Raw genomic sequence first — 20833 nt, 5'->3', positions numbered from 1 at the left:
GCTACCGGCCCTGGACCGCCGCCGGGTCCATCCACATGATCTCCCACGTGTGGCCGTCCAGGTCCTCGAAGGCCCGCCCGTACATGAAGCCGTGGTCCTGCGCGGCCCGCGGCTCGGTGCCGCCCGCGCCGACGGCCGCGTCGACGAGCGCGTCCACCGCCTCGCGGCTCTCGGCGCTCAGACACAGCAGGGCTTCGGTGGTGGTGGAGGTGTCCGCGATGGCCTTGTGGGTGAAGTCCTTGAAGCGGGCCTCGGTCAGCAGCATCGCGTAGATGGTGTCGCTGATGACCAGGGAAGCGCCGTTCTCGTCACTGAACTGGGCGTTGAAGGAGTATCCGAGCTTGCCCCAGAAGGCCTTGCTCGCCTCCAGGTCCTTGACCGGCAGGTTGACGAAGATCATGGTGGCGGACATCTCGGTCCCTCTTTCTCGTGCTTCTGTCGTGGCGGTGCGTTCGAAGGGGTAGACCGGGCGTCCCCGCGGAACTCATCGCCGGCGGGGAAAGTTTTTTCGGCCCGGCCGCTCCGTCGCCCCGGTCGGGACGCCGCCACGGCCGTCAGGACGCCACCGCACCGCCCTTCAGCAGCGCCGCCCCCAGCGGGGTCACCGTGTGGAGCACGGCGTTGCCCCGGCGCAGGGTGGTGACCAGGCCGGCCTCCCGCATCACACAGGCGTGCTGGCTCGCGGAGGCCAGCGACACTCCGGCCCGGCGGGCCAGTTCGCTGGTGGTGGCGCCGTCGCCGATCGCCCGCAGCACCACCGAGCGGGTGTGGCCGACGAGCTTGCCCAAGGTCCGCTGGCGCTGCTCAGCCGCCGGGCGGGCACCCTCCCCCTGCGCGGGCGCCGAGGCGAGCTGCGCCGCCGCCGGGTACACCAGGACCGGCGGCAGCTCCGGGTCGTGCAGGGTGACGGCGGTGCGGCGGCAGAAGAAGGACGGCTGGAGCAGCAAGCCGCGCCCCCGCAGCCGGACGTCCCGGTCGACGGGGTAGTCGCACTCCAGGACCGGCGCCCGCCAGCGCAGCATCGGCGGCAGAGAGGCGAGCAGCTCGTCGGCGCCGCCGTCGAGCAGTGCCCGCCCCCGGGCGGCCCGCTCGGCCTCGATCTGGGCCTGTATGTGGGTCCAGTAGGGCTCCACGGCCACCCGGTGGTAGGCGCGCAGTTCGCCGAGCAGCCGCGGCATGTGCGCGCCGGCGTCCTCCATGAACTCCCGCAGCCGGCGCGGGACGAGGGTGTCGACCCCGCCGCTCGCTCCCGGCGGCATGCCGAAGGCCGCGCCGACGCGCGCTCCGGCGCCCAGCAGCGACAGCTCGCGCCGTATTCGCTCGGGGCGGATGCCGCGCAGCGCGTCGAGCCCGAGGTCCCATCCGTACTGCCCCTCGACCGGGGTGAGGAAATCGGGGAAATAGCCGCGGCCCGGTATCAGCGCGCCGAGGAGCCTTGTTTCACTATTCAACCGGCTGCGGGTTTCCGTACGCCATTCACCGAACAACCGGGCGTCACGCCGGTCCCTTAAACGGTGAAAACTAAGAATCGTCTCCCACAACGCGTCAGGACGTCCCGCCATCCGTACGCGTGCGAGGTCCACTCCCGTGAAATGGATACGAAGCACCGAACCCCCACCTGTGCAACCGCAATCCCCCCGCCCCATGAGTATGCATGCCGTCACACGTGGTCACCACGCCCTTTCAGCCACAGTTGAAACCCCTTTCGGCAGGAGCGTGACAACCGAAATCCTGTACTCCGCCAGGCACACTCCGGTGCGACCGAAACGCTCCGTGAAGGCCGTGGGGGGCTTTGCGGGGCCTGGCGGTCGGTCGCACCGGGAAGCGCCGACGTGCCTGGCGATAGGCGGCAGGCGGTGGACGGGTGGGGATCCGTCCACCGCCTGGTGCCGTAATGGCGACTTGGTTGAATGCGGGCCTTAAACGCGAAGCAGGCTGCGCCCGCTTCCGGGGGTCAGGGAAACCGGAAGCAGGCGCAGCCTCAGGAACCGGTGCCGCCCGGCCGGGTTCGTGCCCGGCCGAGCCGCGCCGGAACCCGGCACGGGGGGGCTCAGCGGCTGTCGGAGCCCTTCGACTCGGCGGCCGCGCGGCCGGCCTCCAGGCGCGCCACCGGAATCCGGAACGGCGAGCAGGAGACGTAGTCGAGGCCGACCTCGTGGAAGAAGTGCACCGACTCGGGGTCGCCGCCGTGCTCGCCGCAGACGCCGAGCTTGAGGTCGGGGCGGGTGGCCCGGCCGGCCTCGACGGCGCTGCGGACCAGCGCGCCGACACCGTCCTTGTCGATGGTCTCGAAGGGCGAGACCCCGAAGATGCCCTTCTCCAGGTACGCGGTGAAGAAGCTGGCCTCGACGTCGTCGCGGGAGAAGCCCCACACCGTCTGGGTCAGGTCGTTCGTGCCGAAGGAGAAGAACTGCGCGGCTTCGGCGATCTGGCCGGCGGTCAGCGCGGCGCGCGGCAGCTCGATCATCGTGCCGATGGTCAGCTTGAGACTGGTGCCGGTGGCGGCCTCGACCTCGGCGATGACCTGGTCGGCCTCGTCGCGGACGATCTCCAGCTCCTGGACGGTGCCGACGAGCGGGATCATGATCTCGGGGCGCGGGTCGCCCTTGGCGTTCTTGCGCTCGGCCGCCGCTTCGGCGATCGCCCGTACCTGCATGGCGAACAGACCGGGGATGACCAGGCCGAGGCGGACACCGCGCAGACCCAGCATCGGGTTCTGCTCGTGCAGCTTGTGCACGGCCTGGAGCAGGCGCAGGTCGTTCTCGTTGGCGTCCTTGCGGGACTCGGCGAGGGCGACGCGCACCGACAGCTCGGTGATGTCGGGCAGGAACTCGTGCAGCGGCGGGTCGAGGAGGCGGACGGTGACGGGCAGACCGTCCATCGCCTCGAACAGCTCGACGAAGTCCTTCTTCTGCAGCGGCAGGAGGGCACTGAGTGCCGCTTCGCGCTCGTCGTCGGTGTCGGCGAGGATCAGGCGCTCGACCATCTCGCGGCGCTCACCGAGGAACATGTGCTCGGTGCGGCACAGGCCGATGCCCTGGGCGCCGAAGCGGCGGGCGCGCGAGGCGTCCTCGGCGTTGTCGGCGTTGGCGCGCACCCGCAGCCGGCGGACGCGGTCCGCGTACGCCATGATCCGGTGCACGGCGGCGACCAGCTCGTCGGCGTCGTCGGCGCCGGCGTGCATGCGGCCCTCGAAGTACTCGACCACGGGGGACGGTACGACGGGTACCTCGCCGAGGTAGACCTTGCCGGTGGAGCCGTCGATCGAGACGACGTCGCCCTCTTCGATGACCGTCCCGCCGACCGTCATGCGGCGGCGCTTGGTGTCGACTTCGAGGTCCTCGGCGCCGCAGACGCAGGTCTTGCCCATGCCGCGGGCGACGACGGCGGCGTGCGAGGTCTTGCCGCCGCGGGAGGTCAGGATGCCCTCGGCGGCGATCATGCCGTCCAGGTCGTCCGGGTTGGTCTCGCGGCGGATCAGGATGACCTTCTCGCCGGAGCGGGACCACTTGACGGCCGTGTACGAGTCGAAGACGGCCTTGCCGACCGCCGCGCCCGGGGAGGCGGCGATGCCGCGGCCGAGCAGCGTGGTGGCGGCGCCCTCGTCGAAGCGGGGGAACATCAGCTGCGCGAGCTGGGCGCCGTTGACGCGCTGGAGGGCTTCGGCCTCGTCGATCAGACCCTGGTCCACGAGCTGGGTGGCGATGCGGAACGCGGCCCCGGCGGTGCGCTTGCCGACGCGGGTCTGGAGCATCCACAGCTGGCCGCGCTCGATGGTGAACTCGATGTCGCAGAGGTCCTTGTAGTGGGTCTCCAGCGTCTCCATGATCGTCATGAGCTGGTCGTAGGAGGCCTTGTCGATGGTCTCCAGGTCCGCCAGCGGGACGGTGTTGCGGATGCCCGCGACGACGTCCTCGCCCTGCGCGTTCTGCAGGTAGTCGCCGTAGACGCCCTGGTGGCCGCTGGCGGGGTCGCGGGTGAACGCGACGCCGGTGCCGGAGTCCGGGCCGAGGTTGCCGAAGACCATGGAGCAGATGTTGACGGCGGTGCCCAGGTCGCCGGGGATGCGCTCCTGGCGGCGGTAGAGCTTTGCGCGGTCGGTGTTCCAGGAGTTGAAGACCGCCTCGACGGCGAGGTCCATCTGCTCGCGGGCGTCCTGCGGGAACTCGCGGCCGGCCTCCTTCGCGACGATCTTCTTGAAGCCCTTGACCAGCTTCTTGAGGTCGGCGGCGTCGAGGTCGGTGTCGACGGTGACCTTCTTGGCGGCCTTGGCCTCCTCGAGGGCGTCCTCGAAGAGCTCGCCGTCCACGCCGAGAACGGTCTTGCCGAACATCTGGATCAGGCGGCGGTAGGAGTCCCACGCGAAGCGCTCGTCGCCGGCCTGGGCGGCGAGGCCGGCCACGGACTCGTCGGAGAGGCCGATGTTGAGGACGGTGTCCATCATGCCGGGCATCGAGAACTTGGCGCCGGAACGGACCGAGACCAGCAGAGGGTCGTCCGACTGGCCGAGCTTCTTGCCCATCTTCGCCTCGAGGGCGGCCAGGTGGGCGCTGACCTCGTCGCGCAGTGCGGCCGGGGCCGCACCGCTCTCGAGGTAGACCTTGCAGGCCTCGGTGGTGATGGTGAAGCCGGGAGGCACCGGGAGGCCCAGGTTGGTCATCTCGGCGAGGTTGGCTCCCTTGCCGCCGAGAAGGTCCTTGAGGTCGCGGTTTCCCTCGGTGAAGTCGTAGACGAACTTCTGATCTTTGTTTTCCGACACGGGTCTCGACTCCTCGAGGACTCGGGTGGCTGCCCTGACGGCCAGGAACATACCCAGATCGAAGGCGTCTGGGTATGTCCACTTGGGCGTCATACGGCTGTAACCACCCGTGTGCCAGCCAATCGAAAGTAACCGGTAAGTAATGCCGCGGGGCGAACAGCGTTCACATCCCGAAGGGTGAGGGGGCGCCTGAGGCCTACTACCGCTCGGATGAGCGATCATCGATACATTTGCGTTCAAGTACTGAACACACAAAGAGTGGCACCCAGTGCCACCCTTTGGAAGTCTTACCCGGGGCTTAACTGCTCATCTGAGCGAAACCTCTCCCATGCGTGGCGTATATCACGCTACACCGAGGGCGATTTGTCGGCCTCCGTCAGCCCCCGGAGGTGTCCAGCTCGGCGTCTTCGGTCACGCCGGCGCAGTCGTACGGATCCTTCAACCAGCCCTCGGGCAGGACAACCCGGTTGTTTCCGGACGTCCGGCCGCGCGGACCGTCGGCGCTCTCGGGCCAGGGCTGGTCCAGATCAAGCTCGCTCAGATGAGCGTCCAGTTCGGCGAGGGAAGAGGTCACCGCCAGCTTCTGGCGCATCTCGGATCCCACCGCGAAGCCCTTGAGGTACCAGGCCACGTGCTTACGGAAGTCGATCACCCCGCGCGCCTCGTCGCCGATCCACTCCCCCAGCAGCTGGGCGTGCCGGTGCATGGTGGCCGCGACCTCGCGCAGCGTGGGCTTGTGGAAGTCCTGGGGGCGCCCCTCGAAGGCGGCGACCAGGTCGTTGAACAGCCACGGCCGCCCCAGACAGCCGCGCCCCACGACCACTCCGTCGCAGCCGGTCTCGCGGACCATGCGCAGCGCGTCCTCGGCGCACCAGATGTCGCCGTTGCCGAGCACCGGGATCTCCGGCACGTGCTCCTTGAGGCGGGCGATGGCCTCCCAGTCGGCGGTGCCGCCGTAGTGCTGGGCGGTGGTGCGCCCGTGCAGGGCGATGGCGGTGACGCCCTCCTCGACCGCGATCCGGCCGGCGTCGAGGTAGGTGAGGTGCTCGTCGTTGATTCCCTTGCGCATCTTCATCGTGACGGGCAGATCACCGGCGCCGGCCACGGCCTCGCGCAGGATCGCGCGCAGCAGGTTCCGTTTGTAGGGGAGGGCCGAGCCGCCGCCCTTGCGGGTGACCTTGGGGACCGGGCAGCCGAAGTTGAGGTCGATGTGGTCGGCGCGGTCCTCTTCGACGATCATGCGGACCGCCTTGCCGACCGTCGCGGGGTCGACTCCGTACAGCTGGATCGAGCGGGGCTTCTCGGTCTCGTCGAAGTGGATCAGCTGCATGGTCTTCTCGTTGCGCTCGACCAGTGCGCGCGTCGTGATCATCTCGCTGACGAACAGCCCCTTGCCGCCGCTGAACTCGCGGCACAGGGTGCGGAACGGGGCGTTGGTGATGCCGGCCATGGGTGCGAGCACCACCGGGGGCTGCACGGTGTGCGGGCCGATCGCGAGGGGCGGGGGGAGCGTGGTCATAGCCCCCATTGTCGCCCAGCCGGGCAGTGGACCGCATTTCATTAGTTAGGCGTACTATCGGAGTCATGCGCACCCTGAGCCCCGGGCGACGCAGACTCGTGCTGGCCATCTGCTGCATGAGCCTGCTGATCGTCAGCCTGGACACCACCGTCCTGAACGTCGCCCTCCCCTCCATGCGCGAGGAGTTCAACGCCTCGGTGGCGGGGATGCAGTGGACGATCGACGCGTACACGCTGGTCCTGGCGTCGCTGCTGATGCTGGCGGGGTCCACGGGCGACCGGATCGGGCGCCGGAAGGTGTTCGGCACCGGTCTGATCGTCTTCACGGCGGGCTCGGTGCTGTGTTCGCTGGCGCCGAGCCTGGAGTGGCTGATCGCGTTCCGGATGGTCCAGGCCGTTGGTGGCTCGATGCTCAACCCGGTGGCCATGTCGATCATCACCAACACGTTCACGGACCCCAAGGAGCGCGCCCGGGCCATCGGCGTCTGGGGCGGGGTCGTCGGCATCTCCATGGCCGCCGGACCGCTGATCGGCGGCCTGCTGGTGGACTCGGTCGGCTGGCGGTCCATCTTCTGGGTCAACGTGCCCGTGGGACTGGCGGCCCTCGTCCTGACCCTGCGCTACATCCCCGAGTCGCGGGCCGGGCACCCGCGCCGCCCGGACCCGGTCGGGCAGGTGCTGATCGTGGCGCTGCTGGGGTCGGTGACGTACGGGATCATCGAGGCCCCGGCGGCCGGCTGGAGTTCGCCGACGGTCATCGGGTGCGCCGCGCTCGCGGTGGCGGCCCTGGTGGGGCTGCTGGTGTACGAGCCGCGGCGGGCGGAGCCGCTGATCGACCCGCGGTTCTTCCGCAGCGCCCCGTTCAGCGGGGCGACGGTGATCGCGGTGAGCGCGTTCGCCGCCCTGTCGGGGTTCCTCTTCCTGAACACCCTCTACCTACAGGAGGTACGGGGGCTGGACGCGCTGCACGCCGGCCTGTACATGCTGCCGATGGCGGCGCCCGCCTTCCTGTGCGCGCCGCTGTCCGGGCGGCTGGTCGGCGCGGTGGGGCCGCGGGTGCCGCTGGTGATCGCGGGGGTAGCGATGGGGGCGAGCGGGCTGCTGTTCGCGGCGTTCTCGGCGGAGGGGTCGGACCCGCTGATGTTCGCCGGGTACGTGCTGTTCGGCCTCGGCTTCGGCATGGTCAACGCGCCGATCACCAACACGGCGGTGTCCGGGATGCCGCGCGCCCAGGCGGGGGTGGCGGCGGCGGTGGCGTCGACCAGCCGGCAGACCGGAGGGACGCTGGGCGTGGCCGTGATCGGCGCCGTACTGGCGGCCGGACTGGCCGGCGGGGACGGCTTCGTCGCGGCGGCGCTGCCGGCCTGGTGGATCATCACGCTGTGCGGAGTACTGGTGCTGGCCATGGGCGTCGCGACGACCGGCCGCTGGGCCCTGCGCACGGCGACCCGAACGGCCCGCGCCCTGGGCGAGGGCGTGTCCGCGACGTAGCACCGGCGCCTTGGAGCGCGCGGCCCGCGGCTCCCCCGCCCGGGCCGCCGCGCGCTATTCGGTGCAGTCGAAGTCGTCGGCGTGTGAGTCGATGCGGGCGAGGAGGCCGCGCAGGGCGTCCTGCTCGTGCCGCGAGAGCCCGGAGAACAGCACGAGCTCGACCTGGTCCAGTGCGGCGTTCGCCTTGCCCAGGGCGGCCGCCCCCGCGTCGGTGAGGGCCACGTTGTGGCGTCGGCGGTCGGCCGGGTCCCTGCGGCGCTCGGCCAGCCCGTCGCCCTCCAGGTCGTTGAGGATGCCGACCAGCACGCTCGGGTCCATCTCCAGCCGCTCGGCGAGCGCCCGTTGGCCGATCGGGCCCTCCTCCAGTTCCATCAGCGTCATCGCGTGCCGGGGCGTGAGCCCGGCCGCGCTGAACGCCGCCTTCATCCGGTTCTGGGTGATCGAGCCGTGCCAGGCCAGCAGCAGCCCCAGTCGCTGCGGGGCGTGCGGGCGTTCCTGAGCTGCCGTCATGTACCACATCGTAACAATTACCGGATGATTGCGATCAGTCAATCATTGATGCTATTCAATGATCTAACATCCTCGATCGTTGGAGTTCGTCATGTTCCTCGCGTACGCCGTCGTCGCCGCCCTGCTCGCCCTCGCCCTGACCGCGTCCGCCACCCTCACGCTCCGGCGCAACGAGGCGATCGTGGCCAACATGCGCAAGGTCGAGGTCCCGGCGTCCTGGCTGCCGCGGCTGGCCGCCCTGAAGGCGGCCGGGGCGGTCGGGCTGGTGGCAGGCCTGTGGATGGCGCCGCTGGGGGTCGCCGCCGCCGCGGGCGTGACGCTCTACTTCATCGGTGCGGTCGTCAGCCACGTCCGCGTCAAGGACCACGCCTTCGCCCCGGCGGCCGTGCTCACCCTGGTGGCGGTGGCCGCGCTCGTACTGCGCGCGCTGGCCTGATCCCGGACGGGTGACAGATATTGAAATCTGTCACCCGTCATGCCAAGGTTGTTGCATGACGACGAACGAGAACCCCCGCGAGGCATCCACGACGGCATCCGCGACGACGCCCCTCGGCGCCACCGGCCCCGCCGTCTTCCCGCTCGGGCTCGGCTGCATGGGCATGTCCGCGCTGTACGGGGAGACCGACCGGGCCGAGTCGATCGCCACCATCCACGCCTACCTGGACGCCGCCCCCGAGGGCACGGACACGCTGCTCGACACCGGCGACTTCTACGGCATGGGCCACAACGAGCTGCTGATCGGCGAAGCCCTGCGCAGCGCACCCGCGGCGCTCCGCGAGCGGGCGCTGACCAGCGTGAAGTTCGGCGCCCTGCGGACGGTCGAGGGCGGCTTCACCGGCATCGACGGGCGGCCCGAGGCCGTGAAGAACTTCCTCGCCTACTCGCTCCAGCGGCTGGGCCGGGACCACATCGACATCTACCGCATCGCCCGCCTCGACCCGGCCGTGCCGATCGAGGAGACGGTCGGCGCGATCGCCGAAGCGGTCGAGGCCGGGCACGTGCGGCACATCGGGCTCTCGGAGGTCGGCGCGGACACCCTGCGCCGGGCCGCCGCGGTGGCTCCGATCGCGGACCTCCAGATCGAATACTCGCTGTTGTCGCGCGGGATCGAGGCAGAGATCCTGCCGGCCGCGCGCGAGCTCGGCATAGGCATCACCGCGTACGGGGTGCTGTCCCGGGGGCTGATCAGCGGCCACTTCAGCCGTGACCGGCAGCTGGCCCCCGGCGACTTCCGCGGCATGAGCCCCCGCTTCCAGGGAGAGAACCTCGACCGGAACCTCGATCTGGTGGAGGCGCTGCGCAAGGTGGCGCAGGAGAAGGGAGTGAGCGTCGCCCAGACCGCCATCGCCTGGGTCCTCGCGCAGGGTCCGAGGCACCGGGTCGACATCGTTCCGCTGGTGGGCGCCCGGCGCCGGGACCGGCTGGAGGAGGCCCTGGGCGCCCTGGAGGTGGAGCTGAGCCCCGCCGATCTGGCAGCCATCGAGGCGGCGATACCCGCAGGGGCCGCGGCCGGCGAGCGTTACCCCGCGGAGCAGATGGCCCACCTCGACAGCGAACACTGACCTGGCGGTACGGTCGTACCCATGCCGTCCCCTGCTGCCGAGCCCCTGACCCCCGAGCGCATCCTCGAAACCACCGAGGAGGTGCTGCGCCGCTTCGGCCCGACCAAGGCGACCGTGGTGGACGTGGCGCGCGCGCTGGGCGTCAGCCACGGCAGCGTGTACCGGCACTTCCCGTCGAAGGCGGCGCTGCGCGAAGCCGTCACCGACCGCTGGCTCGCCAAGAGCGTCGTACAACTGGAGGAGATCGCCTCGGCGCCCGCCGAGCCGGCCCCCTCCAAGCTGGAGGCCTGGCTGGAGGCGCTCTTCGAAGCCAAGCGGCACAAGGCGGGCGACGACCCGGAGCTGTTCGCGACGTACACGGTGCTGCTGGCCGAGAACAGCGGGGTGGTGGACCACCACCTGAACGCGCTGATCGGGCAGTTGACCCGGATCATCGCCGAGGGAGTCGCCGACGGGACGCTGGCCGCGCAGGACGTGCCGGCCGCCGCCCGCGCGGTGTTCGACGCCACCGGGCGCTTCCATGATCCGCAGTACGCGGCCGACTGGCTCTCCCCCTCGATCATCGCGGAGTTCGAGGCGGTCACTTCGCTGATCATCCGGGGCCTGCGGGCCTGAACCGGCCCCCTGCGCCGGAGTGTGCGATTCCGGTCAACTTGGTGATCATTTGGGGCGGGGGGTCCTGTCGCGGGCCGCACACCTGCCCTACGTTCCCCCCGATCGCACTCACCAGGTACCACTCAGGGGGAAAGATGTCCGTTGCCCAAGAGCTCCCGGACGACCAGCCGGCGCCACCGGCACGCTCGGGGGGCGCTGCGGCGCTCGGCTGGATCCTGACCATCGGTCTCAACGTGGTCGCACCGATCATCACGTACAACCAGCTTCACGACCACGGCTGGAGCGAGTTCGGTGCGCTGCTGGCCAGCAGCGCCTGGCCGGTGCTCGACAGCGTGATCAGCTTGGCGTGGCGCCGCAAGCTCGACGAGTTCGCCGTCGTCACCCTGGTGTTCCTCGTGATCACCGCCGTCGTCTCGCTCGCCGGCGCGCACTCCGCCCGGGCGCTGCTGATCAAGGACTCCGGCGTGACGGGGCTGTTCGGCCTGCTGTGCCTCGCCACCCTGCTCGCGCCGCGGCCGCTGATGTTCTACTTCGGCCGCAAGTTCGCCACCGACGGCACGCCGGAGAGCACCGCTTGGTGGAACGGCCTGTGGCAGTTCGAGGGGTTCCGCCGCACGATGACCGTGATGACCACGGTATGGGGAGTGGCCTACCTGGCGGAGGCGTCAGTACGGGTCGCCCTGGCGTACACGCTGCCCACCGACACCATGGTGGTCATCAGCCCGATCATGATCTACGGGGTGCTCGGCGCGCTGGCCGTGTGGACGACGTTGTACGGCAAGCGCTCGAAGGCCGAAGGCGAGCGGCGTGCCGCCGAAACCGCGGCGGCCCAGACCGCGGCGGTCTGACCGGCACGGACGACGGTGGCCCGGTACGCGCAGGACGCGTACCGGGCCACCGGCCGTGTCGGCGGGACCTAGCAGCCGAGCAGACGGCTGCCGAGGTAGCTCTGGATCTGGTCCAGGGAGACGCGCTCCTGCTTCATGGTGTCGCGCTCGCGCACGGTCACCGCATTGTCGTCCAGGGTGTCGAAGTCGACGGTCACGCAGAACGGCGTGCCGATCTCGTCCTGGCGGCGGTAGCGGCGGCCGATCGCGCCCGCGTCGTCGAACTCGATGTTCCAGTTCTTGCGCAGGTCGGCGGCGAGACCCTTGGCCTTCGGCGACAGCTGCGGGTTGCGGGACAGCGGCAGGACGGCGACCTTGATGGGCGCCAGGCGCGGGTCGAGGCGCATGACCGTGCGCTTCTCCATGACGCCCTTGGCGTTGGGGGCCTCGTCCTCGTTGTACGCGTCGAGCATGAAGGCGAGCATGGCGCGGTTGACACCGGCCGCCGGCTCGATGACGTACGGGGTGTAGCGCTCGCCGGCCTCCTGGTCGAAGTACGACAGGTCCTGGCCGGAAGCGGCGGAGTGGGCCTTCAGGTCGTAGTCGGTGCGGTTGGCCACGCCCTCCAGCTCGGAGAACTCATTGCCACCGAAGTTGAAGCGGTACTCGATGTCGGCGGTGCGCTTCGAGTAGTGGGACAGCTTCTCCTTCGGGTGCTCGTACCAGCGGATGTTCTCCTCGCGGATGCCGAGGTCGCGGTACCAGTTCCACCGCTCGGCCATCCAGTACTCCTGCCACTGCTCGTCCTCGCCCGGCTTGACGAAGAACTCCATCTCCATCTGCTCGAACTCGCGGGTGCGGAAGATGAAGTTGCCGGGGGTGATCTCGTTGCGGAAGGACTTGCCCATCTGCGCGATGCCGAAGGGCGGCTTCTTGCGCGAGGTGGTCTGCACCTGGGCGAAGTTGGTGAAGATGCCCTGGGCGGTCTCGGGGCGCAGGTACGCCTTGGAGCCGGTGTCCTGGGTCGGACCGAGGTGGGTCTCCAGCATGCCGGAGAACTGCTTCGGCTCGGTGAACTGGCCCTTGACACCACAGTTGGGGCAGTTGATGTCGGCGAGACCGTTGGCGGGAAGGCGGCCGTGCTTGGCCTCGTACGCCTCTTCCAGGTGGTCCGCGCGGTGCCGCTTGTGGCAGGAGGTGCACTCGGTCAGCGGGTCGGAGAAGGTCGCGACGTGGCCGGAGGCCTGCCAGACCTCGGGGGCCAGGATGACGGAGGAGTCGAGGCCGACGATGTCCTCACGCCCGGTGACCATGGCCTTCCACCACTGACGCTTGATGTTCTCCTTGAGCTCGACGCCGAGCGGGCCGTAGTCCCAGGCAGCCCTGGAACCGCCGTAGATCTCACTGCACGGGAAAACGAAGCCACGGCGCTTGCTCAGGCTGACGATGGTTTCGATCTTGTCGGCGGCCACGGTGCTCTCTTCATTACGAGGACGAACGGCGAAGCCTTTAGGTTACCGGCGCCCGCACCCCCGCTTTCAAATCGGACCCCCTGCAACGGCCTCCCGCAGCCCGCCCCACCAGGGTTTTTGACAATCGTTTCCATCTTTGATGAAAATGGATGTCATGAACGTACGACGCCTCATACCGAACGCCGCCCTCGCCGGAGCCGTGGCCCTCGCCGCTACGGCGCTCACCGCCTGCTCCGGCGCCGGCGCCGCGGGTGGTGACAAGGACGGCAAACTCGGTGTGATGGCCTCGTTCTACCCGCTCCAGTACCTCGCCGAACAGATCGGCAAGGACCACGTGAAGGTCGACACCCTGACCAAGCCGGGCGTCGAACCGCACGACCTGGAGATCACCCCGAAGCAGACCGCCCAGCTCGGCGAATCCGACGTGGTGCTCTACCTCAAGTCCCTCCAGCCCGCCGTCGACAAGGCCGTGGCCCAGGCCGGCGTGAAGAACACCGTCGACGCCGCCGCCCTCACCAAGCTGGAGCAGCACACCGCCTCCGGCCACGACGACCACCCGGCCGAGGGCGAGGACGCCGGCCACGGGCACGGCGAGGCCGGCGCGGACCCGCACGTCTGGCTCGACCCGAACAAGTACGCCGAGATCGCCAAGGGCGTCGGCGCCGCGCTGCGGAAGGCCGACCCCGCCCACGCGGCCGACTACGGGAAGAACACCGACGAGCTGCTCGCCAAGCTGGCCGCACTGGACACCGAGTACAAGAACGCCCTGGGCAACACGGCCTCCAAGACCTTCATCACCACCCACGCCGCCTTCGGCTACCTCGCCGAGCGCTACGGCCTCGACCAAGAGGGCATCTCCGGCGTCGACCCCGAGTCCGAGCCGAGCCCGGCCCGGATGAGGGACCTCCAGGCCATCGCCAAGAAGGACAACGTGTCCACCGTCTTCTTCGAGACCCTGGCCAGCGACAAGACGGCCAGGACGCTCGCCACCGACACCGGTCTCAAGACCGATGTCCTCGATCCCCTCGAGGGAATCACCGACAAGTCGCAGGGCGCTGACTACTTCGAGGTCATGCGGTCCAACCTCAAGAACCTGCAGAAGGCGCTGGGCGCCAAGTAATGACAGCAGTAGCAGCAACGGAGGCGCGAGCCATGGAGTCCCGGACAACCGCATCGGCGACCGAGCAGCCCGTCATATCCCTGCGCGGGGCCACGGCCTCGCTCGGCTCGCGCCCCGTGCTGCGCGGGGTCGACCTCACCGTCCGCCCGGGCGAGGTCGTCGCCCTCCTCGGCGCCAACGGCTCGGGCAAGTCCACGGCCGTCCGCGCCGTCGTCGGCCAGGTCCCGCTCACCGACGGCGGGCTCTCGCTCTTCGGCACGGACTTCAAGCGGTTCCGGCAGTGGTCGCGGATCGGCTACGTCCCCCAGCGCACCACGGCCGCCAGCGGCGTCCCCGCCACGGTCCGGGAGGTCGTCTCCGCCGGCCGGCTGGCCCGCTCCCGCTTCGGCGTCCTGCGCAAGGCCGACCGGCTCGCCGTGGAGCGCGCGCTGGACCTCGTCGACATGGGTACGTACGCCGATGCCTCCGTCAACGCCCTGTCCGGCGGGCAGCACCAGCGCGTGCTCATCGCCCGGGCGCTCGCCGTCGAACCCGAACTGCTGATCATGGACGAGCCCATGGCCGGCGTCGACCTGGCCAACCAGGAGGTCCTCGCCAAGGCCGTGCGCGGACAGGTGGCCGCCGGCACGACCGTGCTCCTCGTCCTGCACGAGCTGGGCGCCCTGGAGCCGCTGATCGACCGGGCGGTCGTCCTGCGCGACGGCTGCGTCGTGCACGACGGGCCGCCCCCGCAGGCCGTCGGCCAGCACGCGCTGCCCGGCCACGACCACGTACACCCCCACGCGGCGCACGACGCCGAGCCCCTGCGGACGGGACTGCTGAGCTGATGGACCTCCTCCACTACCCCTTCATGGTGCGGGCCCTCGTCGCCGCCGCGCTGGTCGGCATCACCGCTCCCGCGATCGGCACGTACCTCGTCCAGCGCCGCCAGGCCGTGATGGGCGACGGCCTCGGCCACGTCGCCATGACCGGCGTCGCCCTCGGCTTCCTGCTCAACACCAGCCCGGTGTGGATGGCGACGCTGGTCGCCGTGCTCGGCGCCGTCGCCATGGAGATGATCCGCTCGCGCGGCAGGACCAGCGGCGACGTCGCCCTCGCGATGCTCTTCTACGGCGGCCTCGCGGGCGGTGTCCTGATCATCAACATGGCTCCCGGCGGGTCCACGACCAACCTGGTCAGCGCCATGTTCGGCTCGATCACCACGGTCTCGACCCAGGACGTGACCGCCGTCGTGATCCTGGCGGCGTTCGTGATCGCAGTGACCATCGGCCTGCGCAGGCAGCTCTTCGCCGTCTGCCAGGACGAGGAGTTCGCCCGCGTCACCGGCCTGCCGGTGCGCGCGCTGAACCTGCTGATCGCGGTCACCGCCGCGATCACCGTGACCGTCGCGATGCGCATCGTCGGCCTGCTGCTGGTCAGCGCCATGATGGTGATCCCGGTCGCCGCCGCGCAGCGCCTGACGCGCGGTTTCGCCGCCACGCTGGGCCTGGCCATCGCGATCAGCCTGGCCGTGTCCCTGACCGGCACGGCGGCGACGTACTACATCGACGTACCGTCGGGCGCCACGATCGTGCTGCTCGCCATCGGCGTCTTCATGGTCATGACGGCCCTGTCCACCCCCGTGGCCCGGCGCCGCGCGCGTGCGGCCCGGCTGGCCGAAGAGGTCTGCACACGCGACGACGTGAAGGTCTAGCCGTTCGGCAGCCTGGCACAATGGGGCGAGGCCGACACGAGGAGGAACCGGTGGCGACTGCGCCTGGCGAGACCGCGCCAGTACGAGGACGATCCACCCGGCAGCGTGCCGCCGTGGCCGCGGCACTGGACGAGGTGGACGAGTTCCGCAGCGCCCAGGAGCTGCACGACATGCTCAAGCACCGCGGCGACTCCGTGGGCCTGACCACCGTCTACCGCACCCTCCAGTCCCTCGCCGACGCCGGCGAGGTGGACGTGCTGCGCACCAGTGACGGCGAATCCGTCTACCGGCGCTGCTCCACGGGCGACCACCACCATCACCTGGTGTGCCGCAAGTGCGGCAAGGCGGTCGAGGTCGAGGGCCCGGCCGTGGAGAAGTGGGCGGAGGCCATCGCCGCCGAACACGGCTACGTGAACGTCGCCCACACCGTGGAGATCTTCGGCACCTGCGCGGACTGCGCGGCCGCGGCGGCCTAGACCCACCCGGTCCCGGGCGCCCCGCCGTGAGCCGGGGCCCGGGGGCCGGACGGCGTGACTACCCGCCGCACCGCCGCGCCCGCGAGGGAGCGCGCGACGCCCGGGTGCTGCCCGCCCTGCTTGACCGGCACGCCGGCGGACAGCACCAGGCCCCCTGAGCCGCGGGTGGGTCAGCGCGGGGTGTTCGGGGCCGGCTGGTTGGGGACCGCGCCGCCGAAGCGGCGGTCGCGCTGGGCGTACTCCAGGCAGGCCCGCCACAGGTCACGGCGGTCGAAGTCGGGCCACAGCACGTCCTGGAACACCATCTCGGCATACGCGCTCTGCCAGATCAGGTAGTTGGAGGTGCGCTGCTCACCGCTCGGCCGCAGGAACAGGTCGACGTCCGGCATGTCCGGGTAGTAGATGTACTTCGCGAAGGTCTTCTCGTTGACCTTCGAGGGGTCCAGCTTGCCCGCCGCCACGTCCCGGGCGATCGCCTGCGCCGCGTCCGCGATCTCGGCGCGCCCGCCGTAGTTGACGCAGAAGTACAGGGTCATCGCATCGTTGTCGACGGTCTGCTCCTGCGCGATCTGGAGCTCCTGGACCACCGACTTCCACATCTTCGGCATCCGGCCGACCCAGCGGATGCGGATGCCCAGCTCGTTCATCTCGTCCCGGCGGCGCCGGATGACGTCCCGGTTGAAGTTCATCAGGAAGCGGACCTCGTCGGGCGAGCGCTTCCAGTTCTCCGTCGAGAAGGCGTACAGGGACAGGTTCTTGACGCCCATCTCCAGGCAGCCCTTGAGCACGTCGAGCACGACGCCCTCGCCCACCTTGTGGCCCTCGGTGCGCGGCAGCCCGCGCTCCTTGGCCCAGCGGCCGTTGCCGTCCATGACGACGGCGACGTGGTTCGGGACCAGCTCGCCGGGGATCTTCGGCGGGCGCTCACCGGAGGGGTGCGGCTCGGGAACCTTGTACTCGCGGCGAGAGCGCCCCAGAATCCCGCGTCGTGCCATGTGCCCAGCTCCTATTTCTCGACGTATCGCAGGGAGCGTAGCCCGCGCTCCAGATGCCAGTGCAAATAGGCCGAGACCAGCCCGCTGCCCTCCCGCACGTGACGCGCCTCGCAGGCGTCCGCGTGGCTCCAGTCGCCCGTCAGCAGCGCGCTGAGCAGGGCGATGGCCTCCGACGAGGGTACGACGCTGCCGGGCACCCGGCAGTCCCCGCATATGACCCCGCCCGCGGCGACGGAGAAGTGCCGGTTGGGACCGTGGATGCCGCACTTCGCGCAGTCCTCGAAGCTCGGCGCGTAGCCGTTGACGGCCAGCGAGCGCAGCAGGAAGGCGTCCAGGATGAGGTGCGGCTCGTGCTCGCCGCGCGAGAGCGTGCGCAGGGCTCCGACGAGCAGCAGGTACTGCTGGACGGCCGGCTCGCCCTCGTTCTCGGTGAAGCGCTCGGCGGTCTCCAGCATCGCGGTGCCGGCGGTGTAGCGGGGGTAGTCGGTGACGATGCCGTTGCCGTACGGGGCGATGATCTCGGTCTGGGTGCACAGCGGCAGGCTGCGGCCGACCAGCTCGCTGCCGCGCGCGAAGAACTGCACGTCGGCGTGGGAGAAAGGTTCCAGCCGGGCGCCGAACTTGGATTTCGTACGCCGCACTCCGCGCGCGACGGCCCGGACCCGGCCGTGGCCCCGGGTGAGGAGGGTGATGATGCGGTCCGCCTCACCCAGCTTCTGGGTGCGCAGCACGATGCCGTCGTCGCGGAACAGACTCATGGACCCATTGTCCCCTGTGCGGGAACCCGGTTGTGCGGGAACCCGGTCGGGGCCGCGGGGAAGGACGGCGAGGGCCTCCTCCGGGGGGGAAGAGGAGGCCCTCGGTCTTCGGAGCGGTCAGGAGGCGGGGGCGGCCGCCTCGTCCGCCGGGTCCGGGGCGGCGGCGGCTCGTACCGGCTTCCTCTCCTCCGCCACCCCGGGTTCGGCGGCGGGGCGGGACTCGGGCTCCGCGTCCGCTTCCGCGCCGGGCGCGTCCCCGGCTTTGCCCTCGGCCTCGGCATCGGCACCCGCATCGGCCTGCGGGACGGTGTCCGCGTCGGCCCCCGGCTCGGTTTCCGCGTCGACCGCAGTGTCCGCTCCGTCTGGTGCGGCCTGGGCCGGCAGGGCCAGGCGGGGGACGTTGTGCGCGTCGCCCTTGGCCAGGCCGTTGAAGAGGAGGTTCAGGACGATCGCCGCCGTGGCACCGAGCGTGACGCCGCTGTTGAGCAGCGACGACAGGTCCGCGCTCAGGTGCTTGTCGAAGTAGGCCGGGACGGTGGCCGGGAAGAGCGCGAAGGCCAGGGAGACGCCGACGATGAGCGCGTTCTTCTCCTCCCGCAGCTCCACCTTGCCCAGCGTCTGGATGCCGGCCAGCGCGACCATGCCGAACATGACGGTGGCGGCGCCGCCCAGTACCCCGGGCGGGATCGCGGCGACCACGGCGGCCGCCTTCGGCAGCAGACCCAGGACGATCATGATGACGCCGGCCGCGACCACCACGAACCGGCTCTTGACCTTGGTGACCCGGACCAGGCCGACGTTCTCCGCGAAGGCCACGTACGGGAAGGAGTTGAGCAGACCGCCGATGGCCGTGGCGGCTCCGTCGGCGCGCAGGGCACGGGCCACGGTCTCGCTGTCGATGTCCTTGCCGACGATCTCGCCGATGGCGTAGGTGTCACCGGTGGTCTCCACCATGGTGATCAGCATGACGATCAGCATCAGGAAGATCGGGAACCACTCGAACTTGGGGGCGCCGAAGTGGAAGGGGGTGGTCACCCCCACCCAGTCGGAGTTCTTGACCGCGTCGAGCTTCGCATCGCCCAGGACGAAGGCGAGCAGGGTGCCGGCCACCAGGCCCAGCAGGACCGCGATGCTGGAGAGGAAGGGCCGGCGCAGCCGCATGACCACCAGGACGAAGAGCATGGTGCCGACCGCGTAGGCCAGTTGCCGCGGGTCGCCGCCGTCGCCGACGAGCGGGGCGCCGCCGACGGCGTCCTTGAGGGCGACCGGGAGCAGTACGACGCCCAGGATGGTGATGACCGTACCGGTGACGACGGGCGGGAACAGCGACATCACGACGCGGAAGACCCGGGCGGGCATCCAGGCGAAGGCGAACGTGGCGAGGCCTGCCGTGATGACGGCGCCGTAGATGACCAGCAGGGCGGCCGTCCCGCCACCCGCCCCGAGGCCTATCGCGATCATCGGGGAGACGGCGGTGAAGGTGACGCCCTGGATGATCGGCAGCCGGGCGCCGACCCGGCCGATGCCCCACGCCTGGATGATCGAGGCGATTCCGCAGGTGAAGAGGTCCGCGTTGATCAGGTAGATCAGGTCTTGCGGGCTCAGCTTGAGCGCACTGCCGACGAGGATCGGGACGATCACCGCGCCGGCGTAGAAGGCGAGTACGTGCTGGAAGCCGTACAGCGCGAGCTTGGGGAGGGGGAGCACCTCGTCGACCGGGTGCGGGCTCTGCTCTCCGACGGCGGAAAGCCGGGCGGCGACACGTGGCATCTCTGCCTTGCCCTTCAGGGTAGGTAAGTAAGAGGAGATCTGGTTGTCCCCGGCCGAAGTGGTCTCCCCCAGCGCGTGCTGGGCTCCGTTGGTCCGGCGGGGTTTCAGTGGAGTTCACGTGAATCGAAGCCCCGCTGTGTTACCGGCGGCGTCTCGTCGTGTGACCGGAATTGAACGCCTGTGGGCGCGCTCACAGATATCGTCGACTTCGACAAAGTGTTGACGTTCTGGGGCGCCAGATTGAGAGGTTCCTCCACTGGCGCACGGGCGGCCCGCAGGCGTAAGGGCGACAGTCCGCACAACCTGCCCGGTGCCGCGTCGCCCTGCTCGACGCACCCCCTCCGACCTGCGGCGCAACGCTGCACAGGCAGGACCGCGGCCGCCATCGGGCGCGCGTTCGAGGCCGTCCGAGGGGTGGACGCACCGCCTCGGACGGTAAGGCGCCTCCGTCAGTGACACAGATGACGGAGGGGCCGGTTCGGCCTCGCGTGGCCGGATCGTTACGGGGCGCGGACCGCCGAGAGCAGCCGGGTGACCTCATCGGCGCCCATCCGCAGCGCCGCGCCCACGGTGGCCAGCACCTCGCGCTCGGCCGGGATGTACGGTCCGTCGGCGAGGGCGATCCGGGCGCCCTGCAGCAGGAGCGACGCCCGTCCCGGTCCGGCCAGGTGCGGCGCGAGCGGTTCCAGCGCCTCGTGGAGCTCTATCGACAGCGCGGCCCCGCGGCACTCCGGGCCGTCGTACAGGCCCAGCCGGCCCTCCTCGGCGGCGAGGGCGTCCACCAGGGACTCCAGCTGCTCCTCCGTGCAGTCCCGGAACCCGGCGGCCCGTACGGCGCAGGCGGCCGCCTCCAGGGCGCTGCGCGAGGCGGTCCCGCCGGCGGCGAGGACGGCCAGCGAGACGGTGTGCACGGCGTCGCGGAGCATCGCCGAGAAGCGGGTGGTGGTTAGGTGGTCCAGCACATCGGTGTCGAAGCGCGCCTTGCAGGCCTGGCACTCGACCACCGGCCCGGCGGACCCGCGGGGCAGCAGCGGCACGCCGAGGACCGCGAAGCGGCGCCGGCCGGTGCGCCGGCGGTAGTTGCGGTCACCGCCGCAGCCGGGGCAGAAGAACTCCCCGTCGGCCACGGTGCTCCAGGTGGTACGGATGCCCCATACGGTCAGCTTCCGGCCGTCCCCACCCCGAACTGGCAGCACGTCGCACCTCCGTATACGGACCCCATGGCACCATCGCCGGGTTGGCGTGATGTTAGCCACATCCGTGAGTG

General features: G+C 70.3%; 19 protein-coding genes. 9 read left to right on the top strand and 10 right to left on the bottom strand.

Annotation, left to right across the window (positions count from 1 at the left end):
• Window position 1: 1 nt before the first annotated feature.
• From ACWGH1_RS23380 to dusB, 4 genes are all read right to left on the bottom strand, one after another.
• Window positions 2–412 (bottom strand): VOC family protein, encoded by a 411-nt coding sequence (locus ACWGH1_RS23380; protein WP_453354794.1) that lies wholly within the window; start codon window positions 410–412, stop codon window positions 2–4.
• 142 nt (window positions 413–554) lie between these two features.
• Complete coding sequence (locus ACWGH1_RS23375) at window positions 555–1607, bottom strand: ArsR/SmtB family transcription factor (RefSeq protein WP_453354793.1); 1053 nt, start codon at window positions 1605–1607, stop codon at window positions 555–557.
• Between the two features lie 443 nt (window positions 1608–2050).
• On the bottom strand, window positions 2051–4759 hold the full coding sequence (gene ppdK / locus ACWGH1_RS23370; RefSeq protein ID WP_453354154.1) for a pyruvate, phosphate dikinase: 2709 nt from the start codon (window positions 4757–4759) through the stop codon (window positions 2051–2053).
• A 376-nt stretch (window positions 4760–5135) separates the two neighbouring features.
• A complete protein-coding gene (gene dusB / locus ACWGH1_RS23365) occupies window positions 5136–6278 on the bottom strand; it encodes a tRNA dihydrouridine synthase DusB (RefSeq protein WP_453354155.1) in 1143 nt (380 codons plus the stop codon).
• Window positions 6279–6343: 65 nt separating this feature from the next.
• Between dusB and ACWGH1_RS23360 the strand changes: the two genes are divergently transcribed.
• Window positions 6344–7768 carry an MFS transporter gene (locus tag ACWGH1_RS23360; RefSeq protein ID WP_453354156.1) on the top strand — a complete coding sequence of 475 codons (1425 nt, stop codon included), beginning with the start codon at window positions 6344–6346 and terminating at the stop codon, window positions 7766–7768.
• A 54-nt stretch (window positions 7769–7822) separates the two neighbouring features.
• Here the strand turns inward: ACWGH1_RS23360 and ACWGH1_RS23355 are convergent, their stop codons facing one another.
• Window positions 7823–8278 carry a MarR family winged helix-turn-helix transcriptional regulator gene (locus ACWGH1_RS23355; protein WP_453354157.1) on the bottom strand — a complete coding sequence of 152 codons (456 nt, stop codon included), beginning with the start codon at window positions 8276–8278 and terminating at the stop codon, window positions 7823–7825.
• Between the two features lie 79 nt (window positions 8279–8357).
• On the opposite strand from ACWGH1_RS23355, the gene ACWGH1_RS23350 reads away from it, so the two are divergent.
• The 4 genes from ACWGH1_RS23350 (at window position 8358) to ACWGH1_RS23335 (ending at window position 11303) form a co-directional block, all read left to right on the top strand.
• Window positions 8358–8714, top strand: coding sequence for a DoxX family protein (locus tag ACWGH1_RS23350; RefSeq protein ID WP_453354158.1), 357 nt, complete (start codon window positions 8358–8360; stop codon window positions 8712–8714).
• Between the two features lie 55 nt (window positions 8715–8769).
• On the top strand, window positions 8770–9840 hold the full coding sequence (locus tag ACWGH1_RS23345; protein ID WP_453354159.1) for an aldo/keto reductase: 1071 nt from the start codon (window positions 8770–8772) through the stop codon (window positions 9838–9840).
• A 21-nt stretch (window positions 9841–9861) separates the two neighbouring features.
• Window positions 9862–10455 (top strand): TetR family transcriptional regulator, encoded by a 594-nt coding sequence (locus tag ACWGH1_RS23340; RefSeq protein ID WP_453354160.1) that lies wholly within the window; start codon window positions 9862–9864, stop codon window positions 10453–10455.
• Between the two features lie 134 nt (window positions 10456–10589).
• Window positions 10590–11303 carry a VC0807 family protein gene (locus ACWGH1_RS23335; RefSeq protein ID WP_453354161.1) on the top strand — a complete coding sequence of 238 codons (714 nt, stop codon included), beginning with the start codon at window positions 10590–10592 and terminating at the stop codon, window positions 11301–11303.
• Between the two features lie 68 nt (window positions 11304–11371).
• Here the strand turns inward: ACWGH1_RS23335 and ACWGH1_RS23330 are convergent, their stop codons facing one another.
• Window positions 11372–12754: a glycine--tRNA ligase gene (locus tag ACWGH1_RS23330; protein WP_453357712.1), complete on the bottom strand. Its 1383-nt coding sequence runs from the start codon at window positions 12752–12754 to the stop codon at window positions 11372–11374.
• Window positions 12755–12908: 154 nt separating this feature from the next.
• Between ACWGH1_RS23330 and ACWGH1_RS23325 the strand changes: the two genes are divergently transcribed.
• From ACWGH1_RS23325 to ACWGH1_RS23310, 4 genes are read left to right on the top strand one after another with little or no spacing between them, the layout of a single operon-like run.
• Complete coding sequence (locus ACWGH1_RS23325; protein ID WP_453353156.1) at window positions 12909–13874, top strand: metal ABC transporter substrate-binding protein; 966 nt, start codon at window positions 12909–12911, stop codon at window positions 13872–13874.
• 32 nt (window positions 13875–13906) lie between these two features.
• Complete coding sequence (locus ACWGH1_RS23320) at window positions 13907–14701, top strand: metal ABC transporter ATP-binding protein (RefSeq protein ID WP_453353145.1); 795 nt, start codon at window positions 13907–13909, stop codon at window positions 14699–14701.
• Window positions 14701–15567: a metal ABC transporter permease gene (locus ACWGH1_RS23315; protein WP_453353146.1), complete on the top strand. Its 867-nt coding sequence runs from the start codon at window positions 14701–14703 to the stop codon at window positions 15565–15567. The genes ACWGH1_RS23320 and ACWGH1_RS23315 overlap by 1 nt, the downstream gene beginning before the upstream one ends.
• Window positions 15568–15587: 20 nt before the next feature.
• Window positions 15588–16043, top strand: coding sequence for a Fur family transcriptional regulator (locus ACWGH1_RS23310; protein ID WP_453353147.1), 456 nt, complete (start codon window positions 15588–15590; stop codon window positions 16041–16043).
• A 170-nt stretch (window positions 16044–16213) separates the two neighbouring features.
• On the opposite strand, the gene ACWGH1_RS23305 is transcribed toward ACWGH1_RS23310, so the two are convergent.
• From ACWGH1_RS23305 to ACWGH1_RS23290, 4 genes are all read right to left on the bottom strand, one after another.
• Window positions 16214–17038, bottom strand: a complete 825-nt coding sequence (locus ACWGH1_RS23305) for an isoprenyl transferase (RefSeq protein ID WP_453353148.1) — start codon at window positions 17036–17038, stop codon at window positions 16214–16216.
• 11 nt (window positions 17039–17049) lie between these two features.
• Window positions 17050–17796: a DNA repair protein RecO gene (recO, locus tag ACWGH1_RS23300; protein ID WP_453353149.1), complete on the bottom strand. Its 747-nt coding sequence runs from the start codon at window positions 17794–17796 to the stop codon at window positions 17050–17052.
• Between the two features lie 117 nt (window positions 17797–17913).
• The gene (locus ACWGH1_RS23295) at window positions 17914–19566 is read right to left on the bottom strand and encodes a nucleobase:cation symporter-2 family protein (protein WP_453353150.1); all 1653 of its coding nucleotides are present in this window, start codon (window positions 19564–19566) and stop codon (window positions 17914–17916) included.
• Between the two features lie 500 nt (window positions 19567–20066).
• Window positions 20067–20762: a TerB family tellurite resistance protein gene (locus ACWGH1_RS23290; protein ID WP_453353151.1), complete on the bottom strand. Its 696-nt coding sequence runs from the start codon at window positions 20760–20762 to the stop codon at window positions 20067–20069.
• Window positions 20763–20833: the final 71 nt, after the last annotated feature.

This window comes from Streptomyces sp. NPDC054883 (genome assembly GCF_053610645.1).
This window is presented reverse-complemented; position numbering and strand designations above follow the sequence as displayed.

Excerpts from the sequence above, each read along its gene's own strand:
- ACWGH1_RS23360 (WP_453354156.1), top strand. The coding sequence starts at position 6,344 with ATGCGCACCCTGAGCCCCGGGCGACGCAGACTCGTGCTGGCCATCTGC.
- ACWGH1_RS23380 (WP_453354794.1), bottom strand. The coding sequence starts at position 412 with ATGTCCGCCACCATGATCTTCGTCAACCTGCCGGTCAAGGACCTGGAG.
- ACWGH1_RS23355 (WP_453354157.1), bottom strand. The coding sequence starts at position 8,278 with ATGACGGCAGCTCAGGAACGCCCGCACGCCCCGCAGCGACTGGGGCTG.
- ACWGH1_RS23320 (WP_453353145.1), top strand. The coding sequence starts at position 13,907 with ATGGAGTCCCGGACAACCGCATCGGCGACCGAGCAGCCCGTCATATCC.
- ACWGH1_RS23325 (WP_453353156.1), top strand. The coding sequence starts at position 12,909 with ATGAACGTACGACGCCTCATACCGAACGCCGCCCTCGCCGGAGCCGTG.
- ACWGH1_RS23315 (WP_453353146.1), top strand. The coding sequence starts at position 14,701 with ATGGACCTCCTCCACTACCCCTTCATGGTGCGGGCCCTCGTCGCCGCC.
- dusB (WP_453354155.1), bottom strand. The coding sequence starts at position 6,278 with ATGACCACGCTCCCCCCGCCCCTCGCGATCGGCCCGCACACCGTGCAG.
- ACWGH1_RS23295 (WP_453353150.1), bottom strand. The coding sequence starts at position 19,566 with ATGCCACGTGTCGCCGCCCGGCTTTCCGCCGTCGGAGAGCAGAGCCCG.
- ACWGH1_RS23335 (WP_453354161.1), top strand. The coding sequence starts at position 10,590 with ATGTCCGTTGCCCAAGAGCTCCCGGACGACCAGCCGGCGCCACCGGCA.
- ACWGH1_RS23340 (WP_453354160.1), top strand. The coding sequence starts at position 9,862 with ATGCCGTCCCCTGCTGCCGAGCCCCTGACCCCCGAGCGCATCCTCGAA.
- recO (WP_453353149.1), bottom strand. The coding sequence starts at position 17,796 with ATGAGTCTGTTCCGCGACGACGGCATCGTGCTGCGCACCCAGAAGCTG.
- ACWGH1_RS23345 (WP_453354159.1), top strand. The coding sequence starts at position 8,770 with ATGACGACGAACGAGAACCCCCGCGAGGCATCCACGACGGCATCCGCG.
- ACWGH1_RS23305 (WP_453353148.1), bottom strand. The coding sequence starts at position 17,038 with ATGGCACGACGCGGGATTCTGGGGCGCTCTCGCCGCGAGTACAAGGTT.
- ACWGH1_RS23310 (WP_453353147.1), top strand. The coding sequence starts at position 15,588 with ATGGGGCGAGGCCGACACGAGGAGGAACCGGTGGCGACTGCGCCTGGC.